23 protein-coding genes and 1 pseudogene are annotated in these 23,576 nt (G+C 72.6%); 8 read left to right on the forward strand and 16 right to left on the reverse strand.

Annotated features, from left to right (window positions below):
- Window positions 1–598: 598 nt before the first annotated feature.
- From CHC11_RS42405 to CHC11_RS04420, 9 genes and pseudogenes are all read right to left on the reverse strand, one after another.
- A pseudogene (locus CHC11_RS42405) lies at window positions 599–3,772 on the reverse strand (alpha-(1->3)-arabinofuranosyltransferase domain-containing protein); the annotation flags it as partial.
- A gap of 52 nt (window positions 3,773–3,824) precedes the next feature.
- Window positions 3,825–5,078 (reverse strand): glycosyltransferase family 4 protein, encoded by a 1,254-nt coding sequence (locus tag CHC11_RS04390; protein WP_089310215.1) that lies wholly within the window; start codon window positions 5,076–5,078, stop codon window positions 3,825–3,827.
- The gene (locus CHC11_RS04395; RefSeq protein WP_089310216.1) at window positions 5,075–5,977 is read right to left on the reverse strand and encodes a glycosyltransferase; all 903 of its coding nucleotides are present in this window, start codon (window positions 5,975–5,977) and stop codon (window positions 5,075–5,077) included. The genes CHC11_RS04390 and CHC11_RS04395 overlap by 4 nt, the downstream gene beginning before the upstream one ends.
- 13 nt (window positions 5,978–5,990) lie before the next feature.
- Window positions 5,991–6,122, reverse strand: a complete 132-nt coding sequence (locus CHC11_RS43280; protein ID WP_258942032.1) for a hypothetical protein — start codon at window positions 6,120–6,122, stop codon at window positions 5,991–5,993.
- The gene (locus tag CHC11_RS04400) at window positions 6,122–7,834 is read right to left on the reverse strand and encodes an MmpA family trehalose lipid delivery protein (RefSeq protein ID WP_089310217.1); all 1,713 of its coding nucleotides are present in this window, start codon (window positions 7,832–7,834) and stop codon (window positions 6,122–6,124) included. Before CHC11_RS04400 ends, CHC11_RS43280 begins: the two co-directional genes overlap by 1 nt.
- Window positions 7,835–7,864: 30 nt before the next feature.
- Entirely contained in the window at window positions 7,865–9,997 is a 2,133-nt protein-coding gene (locus CHC11_RS04405; protein WP_089310330.1) for an acyl-CoA dehydrogenase family protein, read from the reverse strand.
- An 82-nt stretch (window positions 9,998–10,079) separates the two neighbouring features.
- The gene (locus tag CHC11_RS04410) at window positions 10,080–11,324 is read right to left on the reverse strand and encodes a flagellar basal body-associated FliL family protein (protein WP_089310218.1); all 1,245 of its coding nucleotides are present in this window, start codon (window positions 11,322–11,324) and stop codon (window positions 10,080–10,082) included.
- 98 nt (window positions 11,325–11,422) lie between these two features.
- Entirely contained in the window at window positions 11,423–12,379 is a 957-nt protein-coding gene (locus CHC11_RS04415) for an EI24 domain-containing protein (RefSeq protein WP_245918704.1), read from the reverse strand.
- 11 nt (window positions 12,380–12,390) lie between these two features.
- Window positions 12,391–13,260, reverse strand: a complete 870-nt coding sequence (locus CHC11_RS04420) for an SDR family NAD(P)-dependent oxidoreductase (protein ID WP_089310220.1) — start codon at window positions 13,258–13,260, stop codon at window positions 12,391–12,393.
- Between the two features lie 85 nt (window positions 13,261–13,345).
- On the opposite strand from CHC11_RS04420, the gene CHC11_RS04425 reads away from it, so the two are divergent.
- Both CHC11_RS04425 and CHC11_RS04430 read left to right on the forward strand, forming a co-directional pair.
- Window positions 13,346–14,215 carry a TIGR03619 family F420-dependent LLM class oxidoreductase gene (locus tag CHC11_RS04425; RefSeq protein ID WP_089310221.1) on the forward strand — a complete coding sequence of 290 codons (870 nt, stop codon included), beginning with the start codon at window positions 13,346–13,348 and terminating at the stop codon, window positions 14,213–14,215.
- 23 nt (window positions 14,216–14,238) lie between these two features.
- Window positions 14,239–14,676 (forward strand): nuclear transport factor 2 family protein, encoded by a 438-nt coding sequence (locus CHC11_RS04430; protein ID WP_245918705.1) that lies wholly within the window; start codon window positions 14,239–14,241, stop codon window positions 14,674–14,676.
- A 72-nt stretch (window positions 14,677–14,748) separates the two neighbouring features.
- On the opposite strand, the gene CHC11_RS04435 is transcribed toward CHC11_RS04430, so the two are convergent.
- A complete protein-coding gene (locus tag CHC11_RS04435; protein ID WP_179278669.1) occupies window positions 14,749–15,546 on the reverse strand; it encodes a nuclease-related domain-containing protein in 798 nt (265 codons plus the stop codon).
- A 189-nt stretch (window positions 15,547–15,735) separates the two neighbouring features.
- On the opposite strand from CHC11_RS04435, the gene CHC11_RS04440 reads away from it, so the two are divergent.
- The 5 genes from CHC11_RS04440 to CHC11_RS04460 all read left to right on the forward strand — a co-directional run bounded on the left by CHC11_RS04440 (window position 15,736) and on the right by CHC11_RS04460 (window position 19,503).
- Window positions 15,736–17,487 (forward strand): phospholipase D family protein, encoded by a 1,752-nt coding sequence (locus CHC11_RS04440; protein ID WP_089310223.1) that lies wholly within the window; start codon window positions 15,736–15,738, stop codon window positions 17,485–17,487.
- A 142-nt stretch (window positions 17,488–17,629) separates the two neighbouring features.
- On the forward strand, window positions 17,630–17,965 hold the full coding sequence (locus CHC11_RS04445; RefSeq protein WP_089310224.1) for an ArsR/SmtB family transcription factor: 336 nt from the start codon (window positions 17,630–17,632) through the stop codon (window positions 17,963–17,965).
- Window positions 17,962–18,459, forward strand: a complete 498-nt coding sequence (locus CHC11_RS04450; RefSeq protein ID WP_089310225.1) for an SRPBCC family protein — start codon at window positions 17,962–17,964, stop codon at window positions 18,457–18,459. The genes CHC11_RS04445 and CHC11_RS04450 overlap by 4 nt, the downstream gene beginning before the upstream one ends.
- Window positions 18,456–18,869, forward strand: a complete 414-nt coding sequence (locus tag CHC11_RS04455; protein ID WP_089310226.1) for a VOC family protein — start codon at window positions 18,456–18,458, stop codon at window positions 18,867–18,869. Before CHC11_RS04450 ends, CHC11_RS04455 begins: the two co-directional genes overlap by 4 nt.
- Before the next feature lie 73 nt (window positions 18,870–18,942).
- A complete protein-coding gene (locus CHC11_RS04460) occupies window positions 18,943–19,503 on the forward strand; it encodes a GNAT family N-acetyltransferase (protein WP_089310227.1) in 561 nt (186 codons plus the stop codon).
- A gap of 12 nt (window positions 19,504–19,515) precedes the next feature.
- Here the strand turns inward: CHC11_RS04460 and CHC11_RS43285 are convergent, their stop codons facing one another.
- The 6 genes from CHC11_RS43285 to CHC11_RS04485 form a co-directional block, all read right to left on the reverse strand.
- Window positions 19,516–19,650: a hypothetical protein gene (locus CHC11_RS43285; protein ID WP_281258273.1), complete on the reverse strand. Its 135-nt coding sequence runs from the start codon at window positions 19,648–19,650 to the stop codon at window positions 19,516–19,518.
- A gap of 30 nt (window positions 19,651–19,680) precedes the next feature.
- Entirely contained in the window at window positions 19,681–19,935 is a 255-nt protein-coding gene (locus tag CHC11_RS04465) for a hypothetical protein (protein ID WP_089310228.1), read from the reverse strand.
- 32 nt (window positions 19,936–19,967) lie between these two features.
- Window positions 19,968–20,561 carry a dihydrofolate reductase family protein gene (locus CHC11_RS04470; RefSeq protein WP_089310229.1) on the reverse strand — a complete coding sequence of 198 codons (594 nt, stop codon included), beginning with the start codon at window positions 20,559–20,561 and terminating at the stop codon, window positions 19,968–19,970.
- Between the two features lie 98 nt (window positions 20,562–20,659).
- Window positions 20,660–21,124: an SRPBCC family protein gene (locus CHC11_RS04475; protein ID WP_089310230.1), complete on the reverse strand. Its 465-nt coding sequence runs from the start codon at window positions 21,122–21,124 to the stop codon at window positions 20,660–20,662.
- On the reverse strand, window positions 21,121–21,468 hold the full coding sequence (locus CHC11_RS04480) for an ArsR/SmtB family transcription factor (RefSeq protein WP_089310231.1): 348 nt from the start codon (window positions 21,466–21,468) through the stop codon (window positions 21,121–21,123). The genes CHC11_RS04475 and CHC11_RS04480 overlap by 4 nt, the downstream gene beginning before the upstream one ends.
- Before the next feature lie 71 nt (window positions 21,469–21,539).
- A complete protein-coding gene (locus tag CHC11_RS04485; protein ID WP_089310232.1) occupies window positions 21,540–21,974 on the reverse strand; it encodes an NUDIX domain-containing protein in 435 nt (144 codons plus the stop codon).
- 170 nt (window positions 21,975–22,144) lie between these two features.
- On the opposite strand from CHC11_RS04485, the gene CHC11_RS04490 reads away from it, so the two are divergent.
- The coding region (locus CHC11_RS04490) for a right-handed parallel beta-helix repeat-containing protein (protein WP_179278670.1) at window positions 22,145–23,576 on the forward strand (1,432 nt) is incomplete at its 3' end.

Consider the following 23,576-nt stretch of genomic DNA (forward strand, 5'->3'; position numbering starts at 1 on the left):
GGACGAGCAGCAGGCTGAGGCCCGCGACGACGGCGATCCGCTGGGCCCGGTCGGGGGTGTAGGACAGCTCGACGACGCCGCCGGTCCCCTTCGGGACGACCCAGCCCTGCTTCCAGCCGTCGAGGCGGACGGCCCGCAGTTCGGTGCCGCCCGCGGTCGCGCGCCAACCGGCGTTGAAGTTCTCGTTCACGGTGAGGAAGGAGGCGGTGGCGGCGTCCACCTCCAGCCTGCGCGTGCCGGACCCCCAGCCGAGCACCTTGACCTGCTGCGGCGGCCGGGCGGCCGCGGCCGGGCCCGGCTTCGCGCCGACCGTCACCGTGTCGAGGCGGTAGGGGTCGAACGGCGCGGACGCCAGCCGGTTCCGGCCCGCCTGGAGCGCGGCCGGCGAGCACGCGCCGAACCGCAGCGGGCGGCCCGCGAGCAGGTCGCCGAGCGTGCCGGTGGCCCTGGTCTGGACCGTGCCGCCGCCGATCCGCAGCTTCGGGCCGTATCCGCACCGGAGCCGCAGCGGGAAGGCCCGGACGTCGGGGATCGGCTCGACGCCGGGGATGACGAGGTCGGTCACCTGGATGGGCTGGGCCTGGCTCTCCCGGAAGAAGGTGAACGTGACCCGGTCGGTCTTCATCGGGGCGAACGCCAGCCTGCCCTGGGCGTCGGACAGCCCTTCGCGGGTCTGGCCGTTCTCCCCCTCGACCCGGACGCGCATCGGACCCGACGCGGTGGGCGGACGGGCGACGGTGACGGACGCCAGCCGCTTGCGGCCCTTCCAGCGGACGGTGTACGTGGGCGCCTCGTCCCGCTCCCCCGCGATCCAGGCCGTCTGCGGGTCGCCGTCGAAGCCCGACCTCGGCTGGTCGGCGGGGTGATCGGCCAGGACCGAGCTCGCGGCGACGGCCGGCTGCCCGCGGACGGCGGTGAACCGCTCGACGAGCCGCCGGTCGGTGAGCACGGCCGTCCCGGTGACGGCGGCCCTGCCCGCGGCGGAGGCGGTGAACGTCCGGTCGAACCCCGCCTCCTCCTCGTCGCCGGACCCGAGGGACGGTGAGCACACCCAGCGGCGGCTGCCCTTCACGCACTCGCCCGCGGCGCCCTGCGCCCGGCTCATCACGTACGTCGCGGGCCCGTCGACACCGGCGGGCGCGGGCATCGTGAAGGTGCGGGCGGGCCGCACTCCGCCGATCGACAGCTCCCCCACGCCCGCGCGGGCGAAGCCCGGAACGAGCGGCTCGGAGGCCAGCCCGAGGATCCGCAGCCGCAGCCAGCGGGTCGGGCCGCCGGGCGCGCGGAGGGGCTGCCCGGTCACGATCTTCTGGACGTCCTGCCGCACCGTCCCGTTCTCGGTCTCGACGGCGACGCGCGAGACGGCGGGGCCGAGGGACCCGTCCTGGAGGAACGCGGCGGTGAGGCTCCGCACCTCGCGGGGCCGGTCGAAGTCGACGCGGAGCCACTGCCCGACCGGCCCCTTCCAGCCGCCCGTCTTCCAGGCGGTGAACTGGTCGCCGTCGAGCGCCGCGAAGGGGGTCGCCTCGGGATCGCGCGCCTGCGGGACGGCGTCGTCGCCCGCCGCCGAGGTGGACGCCGTGACGTCGCGGACGCCGCCGCCGTACGTCACGTGGGTCGCGTAGCGCCTCCAGCCCGTGTCCAGGACGTCGGCGGCCTCCCCCTCGCGACCGGCGGTCAGCGTCGGGGACGTCTGGTGCAGCTCGCCGAAGTTGCGGCGCAGCAGGCGGGGCGAGTCGGTCACGACCGGGGCGCCCCTGAGGTCGCGGGCGTCGTCGTCCAGCAGGACGGGCCCGTCGGGCAGCGTGCCGCCGTCCGCCATGGCGAGCAGCGACTCCGGCCCTCCGTAGACGCGGACGGGCTTCGAGGCGTCGGCGAGGTTCGCGACGTCGGCGGCGCCGTCGACCTCGTAGACCTCCAGCGCCGGGTACTTCTGGTCGACGGCGGTCACCGCGTCGTCGGCGTCTCCCCCGACGGGCCCGCCGAACGCGGCGACCCTCCGCATCCCGGGCGAGTCGCCGAGCGCCTGGTGGAGGCGGGCGGGCCAGGCGCCGCGCAGCGTCTCGCGCCGCAGGTCATTGCGCACCAGGACGTACCGGACGCCCATCCGGCCGAGGAAGGCGCTCAGGCCCGGCGACCCCTGCCCGGAGCGGATCTGCTGGTCGATCGCGTCCAGCGCGCGCGTGTACCCGGGCGACCCGGCCGGGACGAGCTGCCGGACGCCCCACCGCGCCAGCAGCAGCGGCTGCACGATGTCGTCCATCGGGCGGCCCCACAGGTACTCGCCGAACGGCGCTCCCGGGACGGCCAGCACCCCCTGCTGCCCGGCCCGCGCGTTGATCCATGCCGCGGCGTCCCGCCAGTAGCGGGGCACCTCCCTGAATTCGCCCGGCCCGGACAGGCCGTGCGAGGCCGCCGTGAGGCCGATGCCGCCGAGCGCGACGGCGGCGGCCACCGGCAGGCTGAGCAGCGACTTCAGCGCGATGCCGGACGCCGGCTCGGCCCCCCGGGACGGGCGCCGCGCACCACCCGCCGATCGCCGGGCGGCCGCGACGAGCGCGTGGCCGAGGCCGAGCGCGAGCGGCAGCCGGACCACCGCGTCGAACTTGTGCAGGTTGCGCAGCGGGGCGAGCGGGCCGTCCAGCAGGTCGCGGAGCTGCCCGGCGAACGGGCCCGGCAGGTCGCTGAGGTGGCCCATCGACAGGATCGCCAGCCCGGCGAGCAGCGTGAGCAGCAGGAACGTCCGTTCGGGCAGCAGCCGGCTCAGCAGCCCGGCGAGCCCGAGCGCGGCGGCGAGGCCCGTGCAGACGATCGCCACCGGGCCGAGCGACAGGCCGTGCCCGACCGGCCACCAGACCTGCCCGTCCACGATGAGGTAGTTGACCCAGCGCTCCGCGCCGCGCAGCACGTTGACCAGGCCGGTCGGCCCGGTGGTCGTCCGCGCCTTCTCGGTGTAGGTCAGCCAGGAGAACCCGTACGTCCCGGTGAGCAGGAGGGGGGCGAGCCACCAGGCCACGGCCGCGCCCGCCGCCACCGACCACCACGCGAGCATCCGCGCCCGGAACGACCCGCGCGGCCGCGTCACCACGTACACGACGGGGACGACCAGCACGGCGACGGTCGCGGTCGCGTTGACGCCGCCGCAGCAGGCGATCGCCAGGCCCGACCTCGCCGCGGCCCTGAGCCGTCCCGTCTCCCCGGACGCGGCGCCGACCAGCGGCAGGACGATCCAGGGCAGCATCGCGACCGGCAGGTACTCCGAGGAGATCTGCCCGAGCGTGGCCAGCCCGTTCGGGGCCAGCGCGTAGGCCATCGCCGCGAACAGGCGGGCGCCCTGACCGTCCCCGCCGGCGCCTCCGCCGAAGCCGAGGCGCCCCGCGAGCCGCCAGGTGCCGGCGAACGCCAGGCACATCAGCAGCGCCAGCCAGAACCGCTGGGTGATCCACGCGGGCATCCCGACGACGTCACCGAGCGCGAAGAACGGACCCATCGGGAACAGGTAGCCGACGGCCTGGTTCTGGAGCTGGCCGAACTGCTCGGGGTCCCACAGGTGCAGGGCGCGGCCGAGGAACCCGAGCGGGTTCACCGCCATGTCGATCTTGGTGTCGGCCAGGATCGCGCCGGGCCGGGTGCCGAACGCGAGGGCGGTCAGCGCGAGGCAGCACGCGAGGACGCGCAGCCGCTCCCGCACCCGGCCCGCGACGTCCGGACCGTCCGGCACGGGCCGGCGGGACGCTCCGGCGCGGGGCGGATTCGCCTCTCCCACGGCCATGCTCGCCCTCTGCCCCTCTCTGTCCTTCCCCTGGTCTGTGCTCTTGCGGGCGTCAGCCAGGGTGCCCGTCACCGTACCTTCGGTCGCCCTGCGCACCGGCCGGATCGGCCCGGACGGTGGAGGTGGTCCGGACGGTGGAGGTGGTCCGGACGGTGGAGGTGGTCCGGACGGTGGAGGTGATCCCTGCGGAGGCGATGAGGTCCCGCATCCGGGCGGCGGTGCGCGCCCAGTCGAACTCTGCCGCCCACCTCTGACATTCCGTGGCGACACGATCGCGCTCCGTGCGATCGCGCAGGTCCTTGAGGGCGCGCCGGACGACGTCGGCCTGGTCGTCGCCCGCGCGGACGAGCCATCCGGTGGCCCCGTCGCGAACGGCGTCGCGCAGGCCGTCCACGTCGTGCGCGACGGTCGGGACGCCGAGGGCGGCGGCCTCGATGACGCTGAGGCCCCAGCCCTCGCCCTGGGACGTGCTGAGGTGCAGGTCGGCTCGGGCGACCAGGGCCGCCTTGACGTTCTCGGGAACGTAGCCGTGCGCGACGACGACCTTCTCCAGGCCGCGGGCTCTGATTCCGGCCGCGAGAGCGCCCGCTTCGGGACCGTCCCCGACGATGTGGAGCTTCAGCCCAGGATGCGTCTCGCGAAGGGCCTCCGCGAGATCGAGGAGCAGTGGGAGGCGCTTGTGCGGGACGAGCCGGGTCACGCAGACCAGATCGGGATCCCCTGCGGGCTCCGGGGTCGCGCCGTCTGGTTCGGCGACCACCGTTCCGTTGGGGACGACGTGGGTCGGCCCTGTCCAGCCCAGTCGCTCCCTGACGGCGCGCTCCGTGGACGGCGAGACGACCACGAACGCATGCCGCCGGTAAGTCCAGCGGCTCACCGGCCCCTCCAGCACTTGGCCGACCCAGGCGAGCCATCTGGGGAAGTACAGGCCGAACTGAGCGTCGTGCACATGGTGGATGACGCAGAACACCGGAACACGGCGCGGCAGGACCCATGGCGTGAAGAAAGGGATGCCGTTCTGGCAGTCGACGACCGCGTCGAAGCGGCGCCGCCTGAGGCGGACCCCCAGCATCCACAACAGGACCAGGGGGTAGACGGTGAAACGGCCGCCGAGACGCACGAACTCCACGTCCTCGACCCGTTCCCTGCGTCTCTGCCCCGGCGCCCTGCTCGTCACGTAATGGACGCGGGCTCCTTCACCGGCGAACCGGCGCGCCAGTTCCCAGGCGTAGCGTTCGGCGCCGCCTGCGGAGGGATGCCAGGGATCCCGCCAGTTGACGACCGCCAGCCGCAGGTTCTCGCTCATCCCGTCTTCGCGCGCGACGTTGGAACGTTCTCCACCAGTGCGGCTGCGTTCGGCAGAGCCGCCGAATTCGACAGGGCGAAGGGCTCCGACACGGCGATGGGCACCGGGCCCGGCTCACCGAACGCCGCCCGCAGCGGCACGACCGGGATGTTCGGTCTCACCGGCATGACGGGCAACCGGACCCCGGCGCGCGCGCGGATGCGGGCAAGGTCGAGCAGGCATTGCAGTGAATGCCGCCGGACCGAGAACGTCGAGCCCGGACGGTCACGCCAGATCACCGGGATGTCCGTCACGGACGCTCCGCGCCGCACGCAGTGGGCGAGGAGTTCGACGTCGAACGAGAAGCCCGACGTCCGCAGGTCCGCCGCCGCGGCCCGTCCCAGCGGGCCGTAGAAGAACTTGAACCCGCACTGGGTGTCGGGGACGCCGCCCACGAGGTCACGGACGATCCGGTTGAACGTGATGGCGCCGAGGCGCCTGACGGGCAGCGCGTACCCCTGGACGACCGACCGACCGTGGCGCCTTGACCCGACCACGACCGGGCGGCCCTCGCGCAGCAGGACGATGGCTTCGTCCAGCGCGGCGAGGTCTGTTGCCATATCGGCGTCCATGAAGCCCACGTAAGGGGCCCGTGTCGCGAGCAGTCCGGCGCGGACCGCCGCTCCCTTTCCCCGGCGCTCGCAGCGCACCAGCCGGACGGGGACCGGCCCGTCCCAGGACTCGACGATGCCGGCCGTCCCGTCGGTGCTGGCGTTGTCGACGACGATGACCTCGGCCCGCGCCGCGAGGCCCGCGAGCTTGCCGCACAGCAGATCCAGTCCCGCCGGAAGCCGGTCGGCCTCGTTGAAGGCGGGTACGACGATCTCCAGAAGTGCCGGCCGGTCACGCCTGGTCCCCATCAGGGCCTACACGTCACCGGGAGCCGTAGTTGTACAGCGGCTTGATGACGGGGTCCTTCTGGGAGGCGCTTGCGAGCTGGACCGCGCCGAACGACGCTCCGGAGGCCAGCAGGACGCCGACGATTGCGGCGATGGCGATGCGCATCAGGGGGTCCTTCGTCGGGGGTCGGGTCTGCGGGACGTGATACCGCCGAGTAACGGGATGCTCAGAGTAGTCCTTGAGGCCGTGATTGACCAGAAAACAGCGAGACCGGTCAGCACCCACGCGGCCGCCACGGGCGCGACGGGCACCGTGTCCCGGGCCCCGCCCGCGGCCCCGTCGATCCGATATACGACCAGGTCAGGTCCGCGCAGCACTTCCGCGGCCGCGCCGGAGGGACGGTTGCCCCCCGGCTCCGCGTCCACCACGACGTACCGTACGCCCTCGTCACGCAGCGTCGCCGCGGGCGGTGTTCCGGTCCGCGCCGCGGGCGCGAGCTCGACCGCCCTCGGGTCCTCGGGCGCGACGGTCGTTCCGTCCACGGTGACGGCGTCGTCCACGATGACGCGGCGGTGCAGGTAGCGGGGCAAAGGGTCGAGCACCCGGCGGCCGTTGTTCCACGGGTAGCTCCGGTAGGACGCCCAAGGCAGGACCAGCACGTCCCCGGGGGCGGGGTCGCCGTCGATGATCTGCCGTGCGCGCGCCCAGTCGTCCGGGTATCGGACGGACCGCAAATCCCCCGCCGCACCCCACGCCAGCGTCGGCAGGAGGAGGACCGGGACCGCCACCGCGGCGGCGGCCACTCCCGGCCACCGGGCCTCGGCCGCCCGGTCGGCGGCCGAGCCCAGCCCCACGGCGACCACGACGGCGAGAGGAGCCGCGAACTGCTGCCCGTCGCGGAGGACGGCGAACCCCGGCCAGAGGTCGATGACGCCTTCGAGGACCGGCGCCGCCACCGCTCCCAGAGCCGCCACGACGAACCCGGCCGCCGCCGCGACGGCCGCCCCCCGCCACCAGTCGGGCTCCCGGCGCCATCTCCAGTAGGCGGCCAGCGCGACCACCACCACGGCCAGCCAGATCGTCGCGGTGACCGGTGCCCCGTAGCCGCTCGGGACCGTCTCGCCGTTCCACGCCCCGCCGAGCAGGAGCAGGCTGCCGAGCGTCCCGAACGGCGTGTCCGCCCTGGCCGCGAACAGGTCGACGGCCGTCCCGTCCCCCGGCAGGCCCGCGGGACGCAGCGCCCCCGGTACCAGCCAGGGCAGGCTGAGAACGCCCGCGGCCGCCACGGCCCGCAGGCCGGCGCGGAGACGCCCGGCCCCCGCCGGGGACACGAGGGCGACGGCGAGGGCCGTCATGGCGGAGACCGCCAGGGCGGCGAAACCGCCGATCGCGGCGGGCAGGAGGGCGCGGACGAGGCGGCGCCCGCCGCCGGGCTCGCCGGTCCGCGCGGCCGCCGCCACCACCCAGGGCAGGGCCGCGTAGCCGAGGAGGAGCGCCCACTGCCCGAGCAGCAGGCGTTCGGCGACGAACGGGTTCCAGGCGTAGCAGACGCCGGCGGCCAGCCGCGGCAGCAGCCGGGGCGAGGGGACCAGCGACGCCGCCGACGTGCACGCCATCACGAAGACCGCGAGCAGGACGAGCTTCTGCACCGCGTCCGCCGGGACGACGGCGGCGAGCGCGGTCACGAACGCGTCGCTCGGCACGTGCCGGGGCACGACCCCGGTCAGCCCGAACGTCATGCGGGTGAACGCCGGGTCGGGCACGAACACCATGTCGTAGGACAGCACGAAGCCGGGCGCGAGCCCCGGCCCCAGTGCCGCGAGCCCGAGCCCGAGGCCGGTGAGGGCGGCCACCAGGTGCCGCGTCCGTTCGGTCAAGCAGTCCGCTCCCGCATGTGAGCCTGGACGCTACCCGACCGGCTCGGGGTCGCGGGGCAGGCCGAGGATCCGCTCGCCGATCACGTTCAGGTTGACCTCGGTGGTGCCGCCGCCGATCGTCATCGCCCGGGAGGCGAGCAGGTAGCGGGTCCAGCGGGCGCGCAGGGGATCGCGGCGCCCGCCGGTCAGGGCGCCCTCCTCGCCGAGCAGCGTGAAGCCGAACTCGGTGGCCTGCTGCCCGTGCTCCATCGCCACCAGCTTGCGGACGTTCGCCGTCGCGCCCGGGTCGGTGCCCGACAGCCGTTTGAGCGTGGCGCGCAGTCCGAGCAGGTTGAACGCGTGCTCGTCGCAGGCGAGGCGCCCGATCCCGTCGCGGACGAGGGGGTCCCCGTCCAGGCCGAGTTCGGCCGCGAGGTCGAGCAGCTTGGGCAGGTCGCCGCCGAGCTGGAAGCTGCTCGTCAGGCCGACCCGCTCGTTGGCCAGCGTCGTGCGGGCGACGCGCCAGCCCTCGTTGACCGGGCCGACGACGAGGTCGTCCGGCACGAACACCCCGTCGAGGAACACCTCGTTGAACACGGCGTCGCCGGTGCACTCGCGCAGCGGGCGGACCTCGATGCCGGGCGAGGCCATGTCGACGAGGAAGTAGGTGATCCCGGCGTGCTTGGGACGGTCCGGATCGGTGCGCGCGACGCAGATCGCCCACTGCGCCTCGCGGGCCAGCGACGTCCAGATCTTCTGCCCGGTGATCGTCCAGCCGCCCTCGGCGCGCTCGGCGCGGGTCCGCAGTCCGGCGAGGTCGGAGCCCGCGCCCGGCTCGGAGAACAGCTGGCACCAGATGATCTCGCCGCGCAGCGTCGGCGGCAGGAACCGCCCCTGCTGCTCGGGCGTCCCGTACTGGACCAGCGAGGGGACGACCCACGCCGCGATCATCAGCGGCACCGGGCGCACCTTCGCCGCCGCGAGCTCCTGCTGGATCACGATCTGTTCGAGGGGCCCGGCGGCCCGGCCCCACGGCTCCGGCAGGTGCGGCGTCACCCAGCCGCCCTCGGCCATCGCGGCGCGCTGTTCGGGCGGTTCCATCGCGGCCAGCTCGGCGACGCGGGCGCGGATCTCCTCGCGGACCGGCGCAGCGTCCTCGGCCAGGTCGATGCCCATCGGGCGCCGGACGCCCCTGACCGCGAGCGCGGCGACCTTCGCATGGTGCGAGCCGGCCCGGCCTAGAAGCGCGCGCAGGGTGAGGGCCCGCCGGTAGAGAAGGTGGGCATCGTGCTCGTAGGTGTAACCGATGCCCCCATGGACCTGAATGTTGCCCTCGGTGCAGGTGACGGCGGCGTCCGCCGCCAGGGCGGCCGCCACTCCGACGGCGTAGGCGCGCTGGTCTTCTGGCTCGTCCAGAGCGCGCGCGGCGTCCCACACCGCCGCCCAGGCGCGCTCAACGGCGATGAGCATCCGCGCGCATCTGTGCTTGACCCCTTGGAACTGGCCGATCGGACGGCCGAACTGCTCGCGCAGCTTCGCGTACGCGACGGCGTCGTCCAGGGCGCGTCCTGCCACGCCGCACGCCTCGGCCCCCAGAAGGACGGCGGCGAGGGCGTGCACGTCCACGCCGCCGATGAAGCACTCGTCCGGAAGGGACACGCCCTCGACCGTGACCGATCCCACCGGACGGGTGATGTCGAGAGACTCCAGCGGCTCGACGGTGACGTCGTCCCGCCCCAGGACGGCCCAGCGGTCTCCGGCCGGGAGCACGAACAGGTCGGCCAGCGGGGCGGCCAGCACCGGCTGGACCGTCCCGGAGACGGTGGAGCCGTGCACGGCGAGGCCGCCGGAAAGCCCGACCGCCGCCTTCCGGGTCCCCGCGACGAGCCCGCGCACGTCCGCCCCGGCAGCGTGCAGGATCGCGGACGCGAGCACGGTCGGCGCATACGGGCCGGGAGCGAGCGCCCGCCCCAGTTCCTCCAGCGCGACGGCCTGCTCCAGGATCCCGTAGCCCTCACCGCCGGCGTCCTCGGGCAGGTGCAGGCCGAGCAGCCCCTGCTCGGCGAGCGCCGGCCAGAAGGCCGTGTCCGCTTCCCGGACGGCCTGCCGCGTGACGGCGCGCTCGGCGAAGCCTCGCACCGACGCCGCCAGCGCCTCGTGTTCCTCGGTCAGCCCGATGGCCATGGCCACACCTTTCTCAGGGGCGGCCCAGCGTATGAGAACGCGATTCGGTTGTCAGGAGGCGGCCGGGTCGGGAGGCGACCCGTCAGGAGGCGATCTTGAGCTGCCCGAGGAACCGGTTGACGTCCGGCCACTGCTTGCGGTGCGTGTTCGGCATCGACGCGAACACCACCGCCGGCGCCTTGCGGCCGGTGTCGACCACCGCCACGGCGACGATCTCGCCGGTCGCGCGCACCCCGGACCGCTTGTAGGTGAGGTACGAGGCGACCAGCCAGCCCTTGTGCCCGTCCACGTTCAGCGCCTGCGACGCCAGCGGCGCCGACTTGTGGGGGAACGCGTAGTACTGCGCCTCGTAGCCCTTCGCGGCCAGCCCGGCCACGGTCTTCACGCTGCCCGGCCCCTGGTAGGCGCTCTGCAGGGTCGGGATCAGCGTGCCGGTGAGGAGCTGCCCGTACCAGAACCGCCCCGCGTGCCGCTCGGTCAGGAGAATCTGCTGCCCCGACCATCCCGGCGTGCCCAGCTTGTTCTTCTTGGTGGGCACCTGCCAGGGGGAGGCCAGCCGCGGGTACGACAGGCCGGAGTGGACGTCGTCGACCCGCCCGAGCATCCGGCTCGGCTTCCCGGGGAACGTCGCGAGCCGCTTGTCCGGCGGCATCTGCACCTGCGCCGCCTCGGACTGCTCCGCCGCGGCCCGCCGGTCGGCGTTGCCGGACGTGTCGGAGGTGTCGGCGGGCTCGTCGTCGCCGCTCTTCATGAAGTAGACGCCGCCGGCCGCCAGGAGCGCGACCACCAGCAGGCCGACCCCGCCGAACAGCACGAGCCGGGAGCGCCCGCCGCGCTCGTCCAGGACATCGCGCCGCGGCTTCGGCGAGCCGCCGAGCTTGGCGTCCGCGGCGTCCTCGTCCGCCATCCAGTCGGGCATCTGCCAGTTGCCGCTGCTCGGCTTGCCGGGCTTCGCCGGCTGCCCGGACCCGGTGGGGACGGCCGGGACGTACCTGTCGTCGGCGTCACCGTCGTCGGCGCCCTCGTCGAAGAGCGACCCCTCCCACTGGGGCGCCTCCTCGGCCACGGGCGCCACCTTGACGTCCTCGGGGTCCGGCTCCTCGCCCGCGGCGGTCTCCCGGCGTCCGGTCTCGACCTTGCCCCAGACGTCGTGCGTCCCGGCGCCCTCGCCGGACGCGGAGAAGTCGGTGCGGCCCGTCGGCGGGGGCACCGGCACCTCCGGCACCTTCGGCTCGGAGAAGGCCGCCTGCGGCCCGGTCGCGCCGTCCCGCGGCTCGCTCTCGCTCATTTCGGTCCAGCGCACGCCGCGCTCCCCCTGATCGGACATGCGGCACACGTTACGCCAAGATCACTCTTGCCGTTCCGGCCGGTCATCACGCTCAGGACACATCTTCTCATCGCCTCGGTGCCGACGTCCCCGCCGCCTCACCCGGGGCTCGTCAGGCCCGCCCCGGCCGGCGGCTCGTCGGCCAGGCGTTCCCTTGCCAGCAGCGTCCCGCCGGCCACCGCGCCGGGCATCGCGAGCACCGCGCCCAGCGGGATGAGAAACACCACAAAGGTCGCCGCGCCGAAGCCGACGGCGAGCGGGCGGTGCGCCTTCAGCCGCGCGAACCGGTCCCGGCGCCGCATCCCGCGCCGCTCCAGCGCGATCGACGTCAGCTCGCCCGCGAGGAAGTAGCCCGACACCAGCGCCGCGACCACCGGCACGACCGTCTGCCCCACCACCGGCAGGAAGCCGCAGGCGAAGAACACGATCGCGAACACCAGCGCCACGGCCCCGAGGATCAGCGTGTCCTTGACCGCCCGCCCGATCTGGACCAGCAGCGGGACGTCCGGTTCCGGCGGCGCACCGCCCTGCGACTCCTCCACCCGGACCGCGATCGCCTCGTAGAACGGGTCGCCCACCAGCAGCGTCACCGCCGTGAACGTGATGATCGCGAGGAACAGGGCCGACCCGTACAGCGCGATCCCGGCCACGACCCGCACCGACGTCCGCGCCGCGTCCGACCAGCCGTCGGCGAAGCCCGTCACCCCTCCGGACAGGTCGTCGATCCGGTACGCCAGGAGGACCAGCGCGCCTGCGTACAGCGCCAGGACGATCAGCGCGGGGATCAGCCCGAACAGCCACTGGGCCGGGTGCCGCGCCGTCCATCCGATGCCGCGCAGCAGGTAGCCCACGCCGTTGAAGAAGTCCTTGAAGGCCGACGGCCGCTGCCGCGGCTCTGGATCCGGCTGCTGCGCGGGGCTCGTCTGCCGGGGACCCGGCTGAGGGCCGGGCGGCGGGCCCGGCGGCGGGCCCGGCCGGGGACCGGGCGGCGGGCCCGGCTGCGGCTGGCCGCTCCAGGCACCGGGCCGGTCGGGCGGTCCGTACGGTTGGCTCACACACCCTGACCCTATAGGGCGGGCAGCCCCACAAGGCGGACAGAACGGTCCCACACCGCGCGCCGCAGTTCCGGATCCCGCAAGGCTTCGACCGTCGGCAGCATCCCGGCGCCCGGCGTCGAGGTGCGGTAGCCGCCGCTGCGCCCCTCGAACTCCTCGTCCAGCGCGAGGCGCAACGCCATCCGCGCCCCCTGCGCCGGCGTCCGCATCACCGGGGTGTGCGAGCACAGGGCCATCACGCGCTCGGTCCCGCGGACGTCCCTGCCCAGGCTCGTCGCGACGAATCCCGGGCAGACCGCGTTCGCCGTGACGCCGCTGCCCTCCATCCGCCTGGCCAGTTCCTGCGCGAACAGGATGTTGAGCAGCTTCGACCGCCCGTACACGCGCAGCGCCCCGGCCGGACCGTAGGACCAGGGCTCGGCCATCCGCTCGACGTCGAGCCGGTCCGAGAACCGGTGCGCCTCCGAGGCCACGACCACCACCCGCGACGGCGCGCCCCTCTCCAGCAGCCCCAGCAGCAGGTTCGTCAGCAGGAACGGCCCCAGGTGGTTCGTCGCGATCACGCGGTCGTACCCGTCCGCGCTGACCTTGGCCCGCAGCAGGTACGCGCCCGCGTTGTCGACCAGCACGTCCAGCCGCTCGAACCGCTCCTCCAGCGACGCCGCGACCCGCCGGACGTCCATCTGCACCGACAGGTCCCCGATGAACGTCTCGACCCGCGCGCCCGGCACGTCCGCCGTCAGCTCCTCCACCGTCGCCGCGGCGCGCAGCTCGCTCCGGCAGACGATCCCCACCAGCATCCCCGCCCGGGCCAGCCCCCGCGCGATCTCCTTCCCGATCCCGGAGGTCCCCCCGGTGACGATCGCGATCCTGCGCTCCATCCCCCCACCGAACCACCCCCCGCACCCCCGGGCAACAACGCGGCGCCCCTGGCACCGAAGTGGAACACGTTCTACTATTTCCGCCATGAGGTTCACCTACGCCGAGGCCATGACGGATCCGTCGTTCTACCTCCCGCTGGCCAGGGCCGCCGAGGAGGCCGGGTACACGAGCATGTCGGTCGCCGACTCGCTGGTGTACCCGAAGGAGTCGGACTCGGTGTATCCGTACACCGCGGACGGGAACCGCGAGTTCCTGGAGGACAAGCCCTTCATCGAGACGTTCACGCTGATCGCGGCCATGGGGGCGGTGACCACCCGGCTGCGGTTCACGCCGTTCGTGCTGAAGCTGCCGGTGCGTCCCCCCGTCCTGGTGGCCAAGCAGGCGACGTCGATCGCGTGCCTGACCGGCGGGCGGCTCGCCCTCGGCGTCGGGCTCAGCCCCTGGCCCGAGGACTTCGAGGTGATGGGCGTCCCGTGGGAGCGGCGCGGCAGGCGGATGGACGAGGCCATCGACATCGTGCGCGGGCTGAGCGGCGGCGAGTACTTCGAGTACCACGGCGAGCACTTCGACGTCCCGGCGATCAAGATCTGCCCGGCGCACCCCTTCCCGATCCTGGTCGGCGGGCACAGCGAGGCCGCGCTGCGCCGCGCCGTCGTGCGCGGGGACGGCTGGATGCACGCGGGCGGCGGCGACGACCTGGACGGCCTGCTCGCCCGGCTGGACCGGATCCGGGAGGCGGAGGGCAAGGCCGGCGACCCCTTCGAGGTGCACGTGATCTCGATGGACGCCTACACCCCCGACGGGGTGCGGCGGCTGGAGGACAAGGGCGTCACCGACGTGATCGTCGGCTTCCGGACGCCCTACGCCGAGGGTCCCGACACCGAGCCGCTGGACAGGAAGATCGAGCATCTCGAACGGTTCGCCGAGACCGTCATCGCCAAGACCGCCCCCTGACCCAGAAACGAGAACACGTTACAGTGAATGCCGTCGCCTGGGACGCCCCCGACTCCGACCACCCGGCCCGCCGCGCCGCCCGCGCCTCCATGACCGCCGTCGCCGAAGGCCGCAGGGACGACTGGCTGGCCCTCTTCGCCCCGGACGCCCTCATTGAGGACCCGGTCGGCCCGTCCTTCCTCGACCCGGAGGGCGCGGGCCACCGGGGCCCGGACGGCATCGAGAACTTCTGGGACTCCTTCATCTCCACGATCGCCGGCTTCCGGTTCCGCATCGCCGACTCCTTCGCCAACGGCCCCTGCTGCGCCAACGTCGCGACGATCACGACCGAGACGCCCGACGGCGCCACGATGACCATCGACTGCGTCCTCGTCTACACGGTGGACGGCGCCGGAAAGATCACGTCCCTGCGCGCCCACTGGGAGCCCGACCGCGCCATGGCCACCCTCACCACGCCGTGACCTGACGGGGCCCGGTTCGGCCCGAGCGCGCCCGCGGCGCCGCGCGGACGGCCGGCGCCGTGCCGGCACCGGTCAGCGGCGGCCTCCGGACCGTCGTCGCGCATGGAAGCGGTGGTCGCGCCGGACCAGGTCGGCGATCTTGCGCTGGGCTTCGTGGTCGAGGATGCCTCCCGTCCGGGAGACCTGGTCCAGCAGGGACCGGGTTCCGATGCCGACGACATCGACCCCCGGCTTCCGGCATGTGCCGAGTTCCGCTCGTTCGTGCATGACGACGACCGCGGTGCGCACCGGGACGGGCGTCCCGCGGGAGCGCAGGAACTCCTCGAGCGCCCCGGCGACCTCGCCGACCTGCCGTCCCCAGCTGCGCCCCCCGCGGTCGGCCAGCACGCCCGACTCCACCCGGTTTCCGTAGCGGTCGAACTTCTCGAAACGCCAGTCGTCGCCGGTGACGTGCACCCGGACGCCACGGCCCTTCACCTCGACCGCCCAGACCCCGCCGGGGCCGACCAGCAGATGGTCGACCTCGCCGCGCCGGTTGGCATAGCCGCGGAACAGCGTCCAGTCCCCGTTCAGGGAGCGTTCGAGTTCGGCCGCCACCCGATCCTCGGCGTCGACGCCGGCCTGCTGCTGCGCGCGCCGATGCATGACCGCGGGGTCGGCCGCGGGCGCGGTCCGCAGCAGGGCCTGCAGTTCGCGGGAGTGCCGCAGCCACCTGCCCAGCTGCCACCATCGTCGTGAGGCCCGCTGCCGACGGCGGAGATCGTCCACGGCTCGGGCATGCGCGGCGGCGCGGTCCCGTTCGCGGGCGAGCGCCGCGTCGGTGTCCTGAAGTTGAGCTCCCGGATGGTCTGACAGCACTTCGATCCGCATTGCCATAAGGTACTGCGAACTTCGCAATTAGCCCGGCTCGTCCCCTTCGGCCGCGTCACCGTAGACGCGTGTCCAATCTCGGCCAGTTATGGCGTTAGGTGTCACCTTTTCGTCCATTCTGGCGGGCGGTTCCGCCGCCTTACCTTCAGGGCTGGTCCCCGGCGGGAGCCCGGGGAGAAGGGGGCTGGAGTGAATCCTTCGTCGAAGACGCAGGCTCTGATCGGCAAGTACCTGGTGCGCGAGACCGACCGGGCGAAATGGGGTGACGGCGAGTACGCGCCGCAGCAGAACTTCCTCGGCGACCTGTCCGGGAACACGGTCGACCACTTCGTCAACGGAGTGGCGTACTTCAAGGCGCTGGAAGAGGAGATCGAGGCCCTGCGCACGTCCACCGCGAAGGGCCGGTACCTGTACCTGACCGCGTGGTGGCTCGGCCTGGCCAAACTGCCCGCCGAGACCGAGGTCCAGGCGTTCGGGGAGTTCGGCAGCACCATCGTCCAGCAATTCCCGGTACTGAAGGACCTGGCCCGGCCGGTGCGGGTCGGCAAGGCCTACCCGCCGCTGACGCTCCCGAGCGGCGCGTTGCTCTCCAGGCGCCTGGAAGAACTGCACAAGTGCGGCGTCGACGTCCGGATCCTCGCCTGGGTGTCACCGTTCGCCGCCCGGTACGACGTCCCCGGGCTCGGCGGGATACGCATAGTGAACGCGCAGACGCTGCTCAGCGTCGCGGAGATGCGCAGCCGCTTCGGCGAGCAGGGCGCCGGCAAGGTGATGGTCAACCTGACCGCGCACCCGCTGGGCGCAGTGCACTGCAAGCTGGTGGTGGCCGGCGACCAGAAGTCCACGCGCGCCTTCACGGGCGGCATCGACCCGGTCATGAGCCGGATGGACCCGGCCTGGCACGACCTCGCGGTGCGGGTCACCGGGCCCGCGGCCACCGCGGTCCACCGTTTCTTCCAGCAGATGTGGGCCGAGAACCTCAAGCTGCCGGCCGAGAACTTCCTGGTCGACCGCCACCCGATCGAATCGCGGCTCAAGACCGCCGCCGCGGTCCCCGATCCGCCGGAACCGCCGCGCGGGGACGGCACCGGGGCCCACGTCCAGGTGCTGCGGACCGTTCCGCAGATGCGGTTCTCCTCGTCCGGCCCCGCGTGGCTCTACGACAAGAGCTCGGTGGTGCGGGCGCTCATCACCGCCGGCGCCGGCTTCAGAAAGGAACCGATCAGTTTCGCGCCCGACGGCATCTTCGAGTTCAAGGTGGCGCTGCAGAAGGCGATCGGCCAGGCCGAGAAGTACATCTTCATCGCGGACCAGGCCTTCAGCAGCGAAGAGATCATGGGCTGGATCAACGCCCGGCTGCTGGCGAAACCGGACCTCAAGGTGATCCTGCTGTACGGCGGTGACCCCGACGATCCGCCGAGCGGGGACATGCCGGAGGCGGTCAACGGGCATCTGATCCCGCACGTGCCGCAACTCCTGCTGGACAGCCGCAGCGGCCTGCAGGGCCTGGAGATCTACGGCTGGACCGGCACCGCCGTGCACTGCAAAGTGACGATCATCGACGACGTCTTCTGCATCGTGGGATCGGCGAACGCGATGCGGCGCAGCCTCTACACCGACACCGAACTGTCCGTCGCGGTCCTGGACGCCACGGACACCGGCGTCGTCCGCCGACTGCGCCGCGACCTGTGGGCCAAGTACTGCGGGATGACACTGCCACCGGAGATGCTGCTGGTCGGCGCTACCCAGCCGGGCTACGACGAGATCCTCGACCTCGACGACGCGCTGTCACTGTGGTCCGCGGCCTGGGGCGGCGCGCTCCCGGCCGACGTCAAGCTGCTGCCCGCGATCAAGGGCTTCCAGCTGCCGATGCCGGTGACCGTCCCGTACTCGCAGCAGGAGCACGACCGCCAGGACGCCGACTCGCGCATGACCTTCTGAGCGTCCTCACGCAAGGTGCCGGGGGCGTCCAGCGTGCGGACGTCCCCGGCCGGGCGTGCGCCCGCTCGCGGCCCCTGCCTTGACAGGTCAAGACGTCCCAGGGTACAAAACCATCTGGTTATAGAACCGGAAGGTTGACCTGATGGACACCAGCACGCTGGACACGACGTTCGCCGCACTGGCCGACCCGACCAGGCGGGCGATCCTGACCCGGCTCACCCAGGGCGATGCGTCGGTGGGCGAGTTGGCCGCGCCCTTCGCCATGAGCCAGCCCGCCGTGTCCAAACACCTGCGCGTCCTGGAACGCGCCGGCCTGCTCTCGCGCGGCCGGGACGCGCAGCGGAGGCCGTGCCGGCTTGAGGCCCGTCCCCTCCGGGAGGCGCTGGACTGGCTCGCGGACTTCCGCCAGTACTGGGAGGAGAGCTACCAGCGGCTCGACGAGCTGCTCGCAAGGCTCGAAGAGCAGGACGACTCGTGACGGCGTGGCCGCCCCGCGGGGCGGGCCTCGTGGTCAGCGCGCCGTCCGGAACCGAGATCCTGCTCACCAGGACGTTCGACGCGCCCCGCCGGCGGGTGTTCGACGCGTTCACCCGTCCGGAACTGCTCAGGCAGTGGCACGGCGCCCGCGGTTGGCGGCTCGCCGTCTGCGAGATCGACCTGCGTCCCGGCGGCGCCTGGCGTTTCGTCTCCCGCGGTCCGGGCAGCGCCGAGATGGGCTACGGCGGCGTCTTCTTCGAGGTGGACGCACCCGCAAGGCTGGTGCAGAGCGAGATCCGCGATGACTGGGAGGCCGGCGAGGCCCTGGTCACCACCGTCTTCGACGAGCGGGACGGCCGCACCGCCATGAACATCACCGTTCGCTATCCCACCCGCGAGATACGCGACAGCGTGCTCCGCAGCCCGATGCGGCGCGGCGCGGGCCAGTCCTACGACCGACTCGACGACCTGCTCTCGGAAGGACACCACCCATGACCGAGCCGCAAACCCCGGCACCGCCCGTGCGACCCGGGATGCTCCTGCTAGAACTCGTCCCGGTACCCGTCGGCGACATCGACCGGGCCAAGGACTTCTACACCGGTCTCGGCTTCAACGCCGACGTCGACGTGCGACCCGCGGACGGCGTCCGGTACGTCCAGCTCACGCCGCCGGGCTCCGCCTGCTCGATCGCGCTGACCGAGGGCCTGCCGGGCATGGACATGCCGGTCGGGACGCAGCGCGGCCTGCACCTGGTCGTCAGCGACATCGAGCAGGCCAGGTCCGACCTCGTCGAGCGCGGCGCGGACGTGGCCCCGGTGGAGGACATGGGCGGCGTCTTCTACGCCGGTTTCGCCGACCCGGACGGCAACACCTGGACCCTCCAGCACATGCCCTGGCGCCCCTGAACCGGCGGAACGCCCCTCGCCTCCGTGAGAAGATCCATCGCAGTCCGTGCTGGTACTGACCGTGGAGGCGAGGATGTACGCGGTATCCCTTGGCGACGACGGCGCGGAACTGCGGCCGCTCGAACCATGGCAGGCCGAGGAGTTCCTGGCGCACATCGACCGAGGACGAGACTTCATCGGCCAGCACGTCGGGCTTCCGGACCGTGTCACGGACCTGAAGTCCAGCCGCGCTCACCTTCAGGCGTACGCCGACAAGGCCGCAGCCGACAGAGGGCGCATCTACGGCATATGGACGGGCGGCCGGTTGGTGGGCGGGGTGCTCTTCGTGACGATGGACGTCGCGCAGGGCACCGCCGAGGCCGGCTGCTGGCTGGAGCCGTCGGCGGCGGGCAAGGGCCTGGTGACCAGAGCGGTGCGCGCCATCATCGACTGGGCCATCGAAGAGCGCGGCATCCACCGCGTCGAATGGCGGGTCTCGACCGCCAACCAGCCCAGCATCGCCGTCGCCAAGCGGCTCGGGATGACGAAAGACGGCACCCTGCGAGAAAGCCACTCCTACCGAGGAAACCGGCAGGACATCGAGGTCTGGTCAGTGCTCGCGCCAGAGTGGCGAGCGGCCGGGCGGGCGTCCTAGAGCCGCTCCCGGTCAGCTGCGGTCCTGGGCTATGGTCCAGCGGCCGGATGTCGCGCGGGGTGCCGGGCGGGTTCCGGGGTCGCCTCCGGAGGGGAACACGGCGATCGCGACGTACACGTGCTGGCCCTCGCCGAGGCCCTTGGCCATGGCCCTCCTCTCCGGCCACCGGCACCGTGCCTACTCGGCCGTGATCTGTTCCCTGACGGACAGCCACTCAGGCCAGAGGTTTTCAGGCGGGATGTCGGCGTACCCCCGGGATCGCTCAAGGTCACTCGCGACGCTGAGCGGGACGGTCATGCATGTCGCGTTGTCGCGGAGAGCGAGCACCTCCGCTTCCGTCAGCGGCGCGCCCTTCTCCTGCTCAGCCGCATGCAGGACCACCACCAGAGCCGGCATGAAGACGACACAAAGAGGGTCTTCGTCGTGGGACATCTGGTCTCCAGCCTTGTCAGTTTGTCGCGGCGTCATCGCGCCAGTCGGTAGCGCAGGTGCGTCACCCCGGGTGCCGGGACGGCCTCGATGAGGCTGAGCCGCACGTGGGCGGGCAGTTCCTGGAAGAGGCGCCGGCCGGCGCCGAGCAGCACGGGGACCTGGTGGACGACGATCTCGTCGACCAGGTTCGCGGCCAGGGCGGCGGTGAGCACCCCGCCGCCCATCAGGACGATGTCGAGGTCCCCCGCGGCCGTGCGGGCGGCGGTGACCGCTTCCTCGATGGAGGTGGTGAACCGCTGCGCCGAGGTCGCCTCGGGCGGTGCCGGTCGATGGCTGAGGACGATCAGCGGGGCCGTGGGGTGCGGGCTGCCGCCGCCCCAGCCTTCGGCGTCGTCGTAGCTGTTGCGGCCCGCGATCACCGCTCCGGTCCGCTCGGCCAAGGGGTCGATGAAGCGGCGGGTCGTCTCGGAGAGGCGAAAGCTCGGGACGACCGCGCTGAGCGTGTCGCCGTCCCAGTACCAGTCGTGCAGGACGGCGCCGTCCCCGAGCCCGCGGCCGGGGCCGGGGTCGCGGCCGGTGATGAAGCCGTCGACGGAGACGGCCATCGCGCTGCGGATCGTGGTCATGGTGTTCGCCTGCTCTCTCGAAGACCCGATGCGCACGGCACGGGTGGTCTGTCTCGGATCCGGCTCGCCGGTCGGGCGTTCCGGTGCGAAGGTGGCGGTCAGGGGGTCAGCAGCTCGTCCAGGCGCGACATCGAGTCGCGGACGCCGCGCTCCATCCCGCTTTCGATCATCGCGTCGCGGCCGGCCACCGAACCGAACACGCAGTGGGTGCGCACGCGGGTGCGTCCGCCGAGGTCCTCGAAGGTCAGCGTTTCCAGGCTGACCTCGTCCGGCAGGCCGTCGTACTGGAAGGTCTGCACGATCCGCTCGTCGGCCACGACGGTGTGGAACACGCCGCGGAAGCCGTGCTCACCCGTCCCGTCGCGGTGCAGGTAGCTGTAGCGACCGCCCGGGGACACGTCGTACTCGATCAGGGTCATCGTCGTTCCGGAAGGTCCCAGCCAGCGCGGCACGATCTCGGGGTCGGTCCAGGCCCGGAACACCTGGGCCGGGGCCGCCTCGAACTCGCGCTCGATGTCGATGAACGGCGTGCCGGGCGGGGCGGTGATCGTCGTCTCGTTCACTTCTCCTGCTCCTTCATGGTCTCCAGAACCGCGTCGAGGCGGCGATGGCGCTGTTCGGCGGCCAGCCGGTACCTGTCGATCCAGCCGGTCAGCTCCTCCAGAGCGGCCGCGTTCAGATGGCACGGCCGGCGCTGGGCGTCGCGGCTGCGCGTGATCAGGCCGGCCGCCTCCAGCACGTGGATGTGCCGCGAGACCGCCTGCTTGGTGATGGAGAACGGCTCTGCCAGCTCGTTCACGGTCGCCTCACCCCGCGACAGCCGGGCGATCATCGCGCGCCGGACGGGGTCTCCCAGCGCGGCGAACGCGCGGTCCAGCCGCTCCTCCCCCTCTTCACCGAGCGCCATAATCAATCTCCTCGTTTATCAACGAATATGTTGAATATAGGACCGACGGCGCCCTTCGTCAAGCCTCGGCCTTACAGGCCGATGTTGCTCTTGGCGCCCATGTAGGAGCCGGCACCGGGGAAACCGGCCCTCGCGAGGCCGACGAACCGCTCGCCGAATCCGAGCGGCACCAGATCGGCGAGGCGCACGAACTCGACCCCGCGGATCGGCCGGGAGTCCGCGGTCCCGGCCACGACCCCGACCGTGCCGCCCACGCGACGGGCCTCGAAGGTGATGTGCAGGACGTGCACACCACCGCGTATGTGGTCGCACACGTACAGCAGCCGGCCGACCTCGACGTCGGCACCGGTCTCCTCCCGCATCTCCCGGACCAGCGCATCGGCCAGCGGCTCGGCCTCCTCCACCTTGCCGCCCGGCAAGGACCACGACCGCCCGGTGCCGGTGTCCTGGTCCAGCAGCAGAATCCGGTCGTCCTCGATCACGACCCCGGTGACTCGTATGTCCATCTCGGCAACCTACCGGGCCGCAGAATCGAATCGCCGGGATGCGGGGAGGGCCCGCACGACCGGGAACCGCCTTCCGGATACCGCTGCGGGCCACCCGAAGGCGAGGGGGCGCCGGAACGCGGGAACGGGCCTTCTCATGGCACCATTACGGTGGATTTCGAGGAGGCTCGTTGCATCGTCTGGTCGTGTCACTGACCTCCCCGGGGGCGTATCGGACGGTGCTCGAAGCGTTGAAGGCACCGCTGCCGCCGGATGCGCCACCTGGGCGGCACATTTTGATCGAACCGGGCTCGTACCCGAACACGGGGTTCCGCAGCACGGGCGACTTCGTCATGACGGCCGTGGAGGGACCGGGTTCGGTCACGCTGGACGGTCGCACCGTCGGCACGATCGAAGTCACCGGGAAGGTGACCTTGCAGGGGCTCGTCGTCCGGAACTGGAGTGACAAGGGCCTGGCTCTGGAGGTCGCCGAAGGCACCGTCCTGGCCGAGCACTGCGAGTTCACGACGAAGAACTCCCTCGCGGTGCGGGCGTCGAGGGGCGCCCACCTCACCCTGCGGGACTGCAGGGTGCAGGACGGCGCGGTCGTGTACAGCGCCTCGTCCGGAATCATGGAGGACACCTCCGTCACCGGGACGAGCGGTAACGCGGTGGCGATCCGCAGCGGCAGTTCGGTGACCCTCCGGTCGTGCCAGGTCAGAGACTCGGGCGGGGACGGCATCTGGGTGACCGAGGGGTCCAAGCCGCTGATCGAGCGATGCACGATCAGCGATCCGGCCGAGAACGGGATCCGGGTGGACGACCGCGCCGACGCGACGATCCGCGACTGCGAGTTCGACGGCTCGGGCAAGGCGACCCAGAAGGCGTCCCTGTTCGTGACGAAGAAGGGCATCGCGCTCGCCGAGGACTGCCGGATCGTGCACCCGGGGCTGGACGGGGTGTGGGTGACGGCCGGCGGCTCGCTGACCGCCCGGCGGGTCAGGATGGAGTCGCCGCGGCGGATCGGCGTGGTGGTCCAGAAGAGCGACGCGCTCCTGGAGGACTGTGAGGTCGTCGGCCCGGCCTCCAGCGGCTTCTACCTCTCCGATCAGGCGAACGTCACGGTCGTCCGGGGGCGGGTCGCCGATGCGGCGAGGACCGGCGTCGGGCTGAGGGGCGGCAACCCCCGCGTCCTGCTGGAAGGGATGACGATCACCGGCAGCAAGCTCGCCGGCGTGAACATGGAACCGGAGGGCGAGCTCACCATCCGCGGCTGCACGGTGGCGGACAACCGCGGCGAGGGCATCCTCACCTGCCTCGGGTCGAGCGTGGAGATCGACGACCTGACGAGTGTCCGCAACGGGAAACCGGACCGGTTCGACTTCGACTTCGTCGCCGCGAACGCCAAGGCCGCCAAGAAGGCGCCGACCGGGACCGGGAGCAGTAAACCGGCCGAACCGGTGAGCCAAGCGCCGGCCGAGCCCGTCAACCAGGCACCGGCCGGGCCCAAGAGCGAGGCGCCAGCCCAGGAGGGGTCCGGTGGGGCTTCGGCGGACGTGCTGCTCGCGCGGTTGGAGGCGATGGTCGGGCTGGCCGGGGTCAAGCGCGAGATCCGTAAGTTGA

Source organism: Actinomadura mexicana (assembly GCF_900188105.1).
In the GTDB taxonomy this organism is placed as follows: Bacteria; Actinomycetota; Actinomycetes; order Streptosporangiales; family Streptosporangiaceae; genus Spirillospora; species Spirillospora mexicana.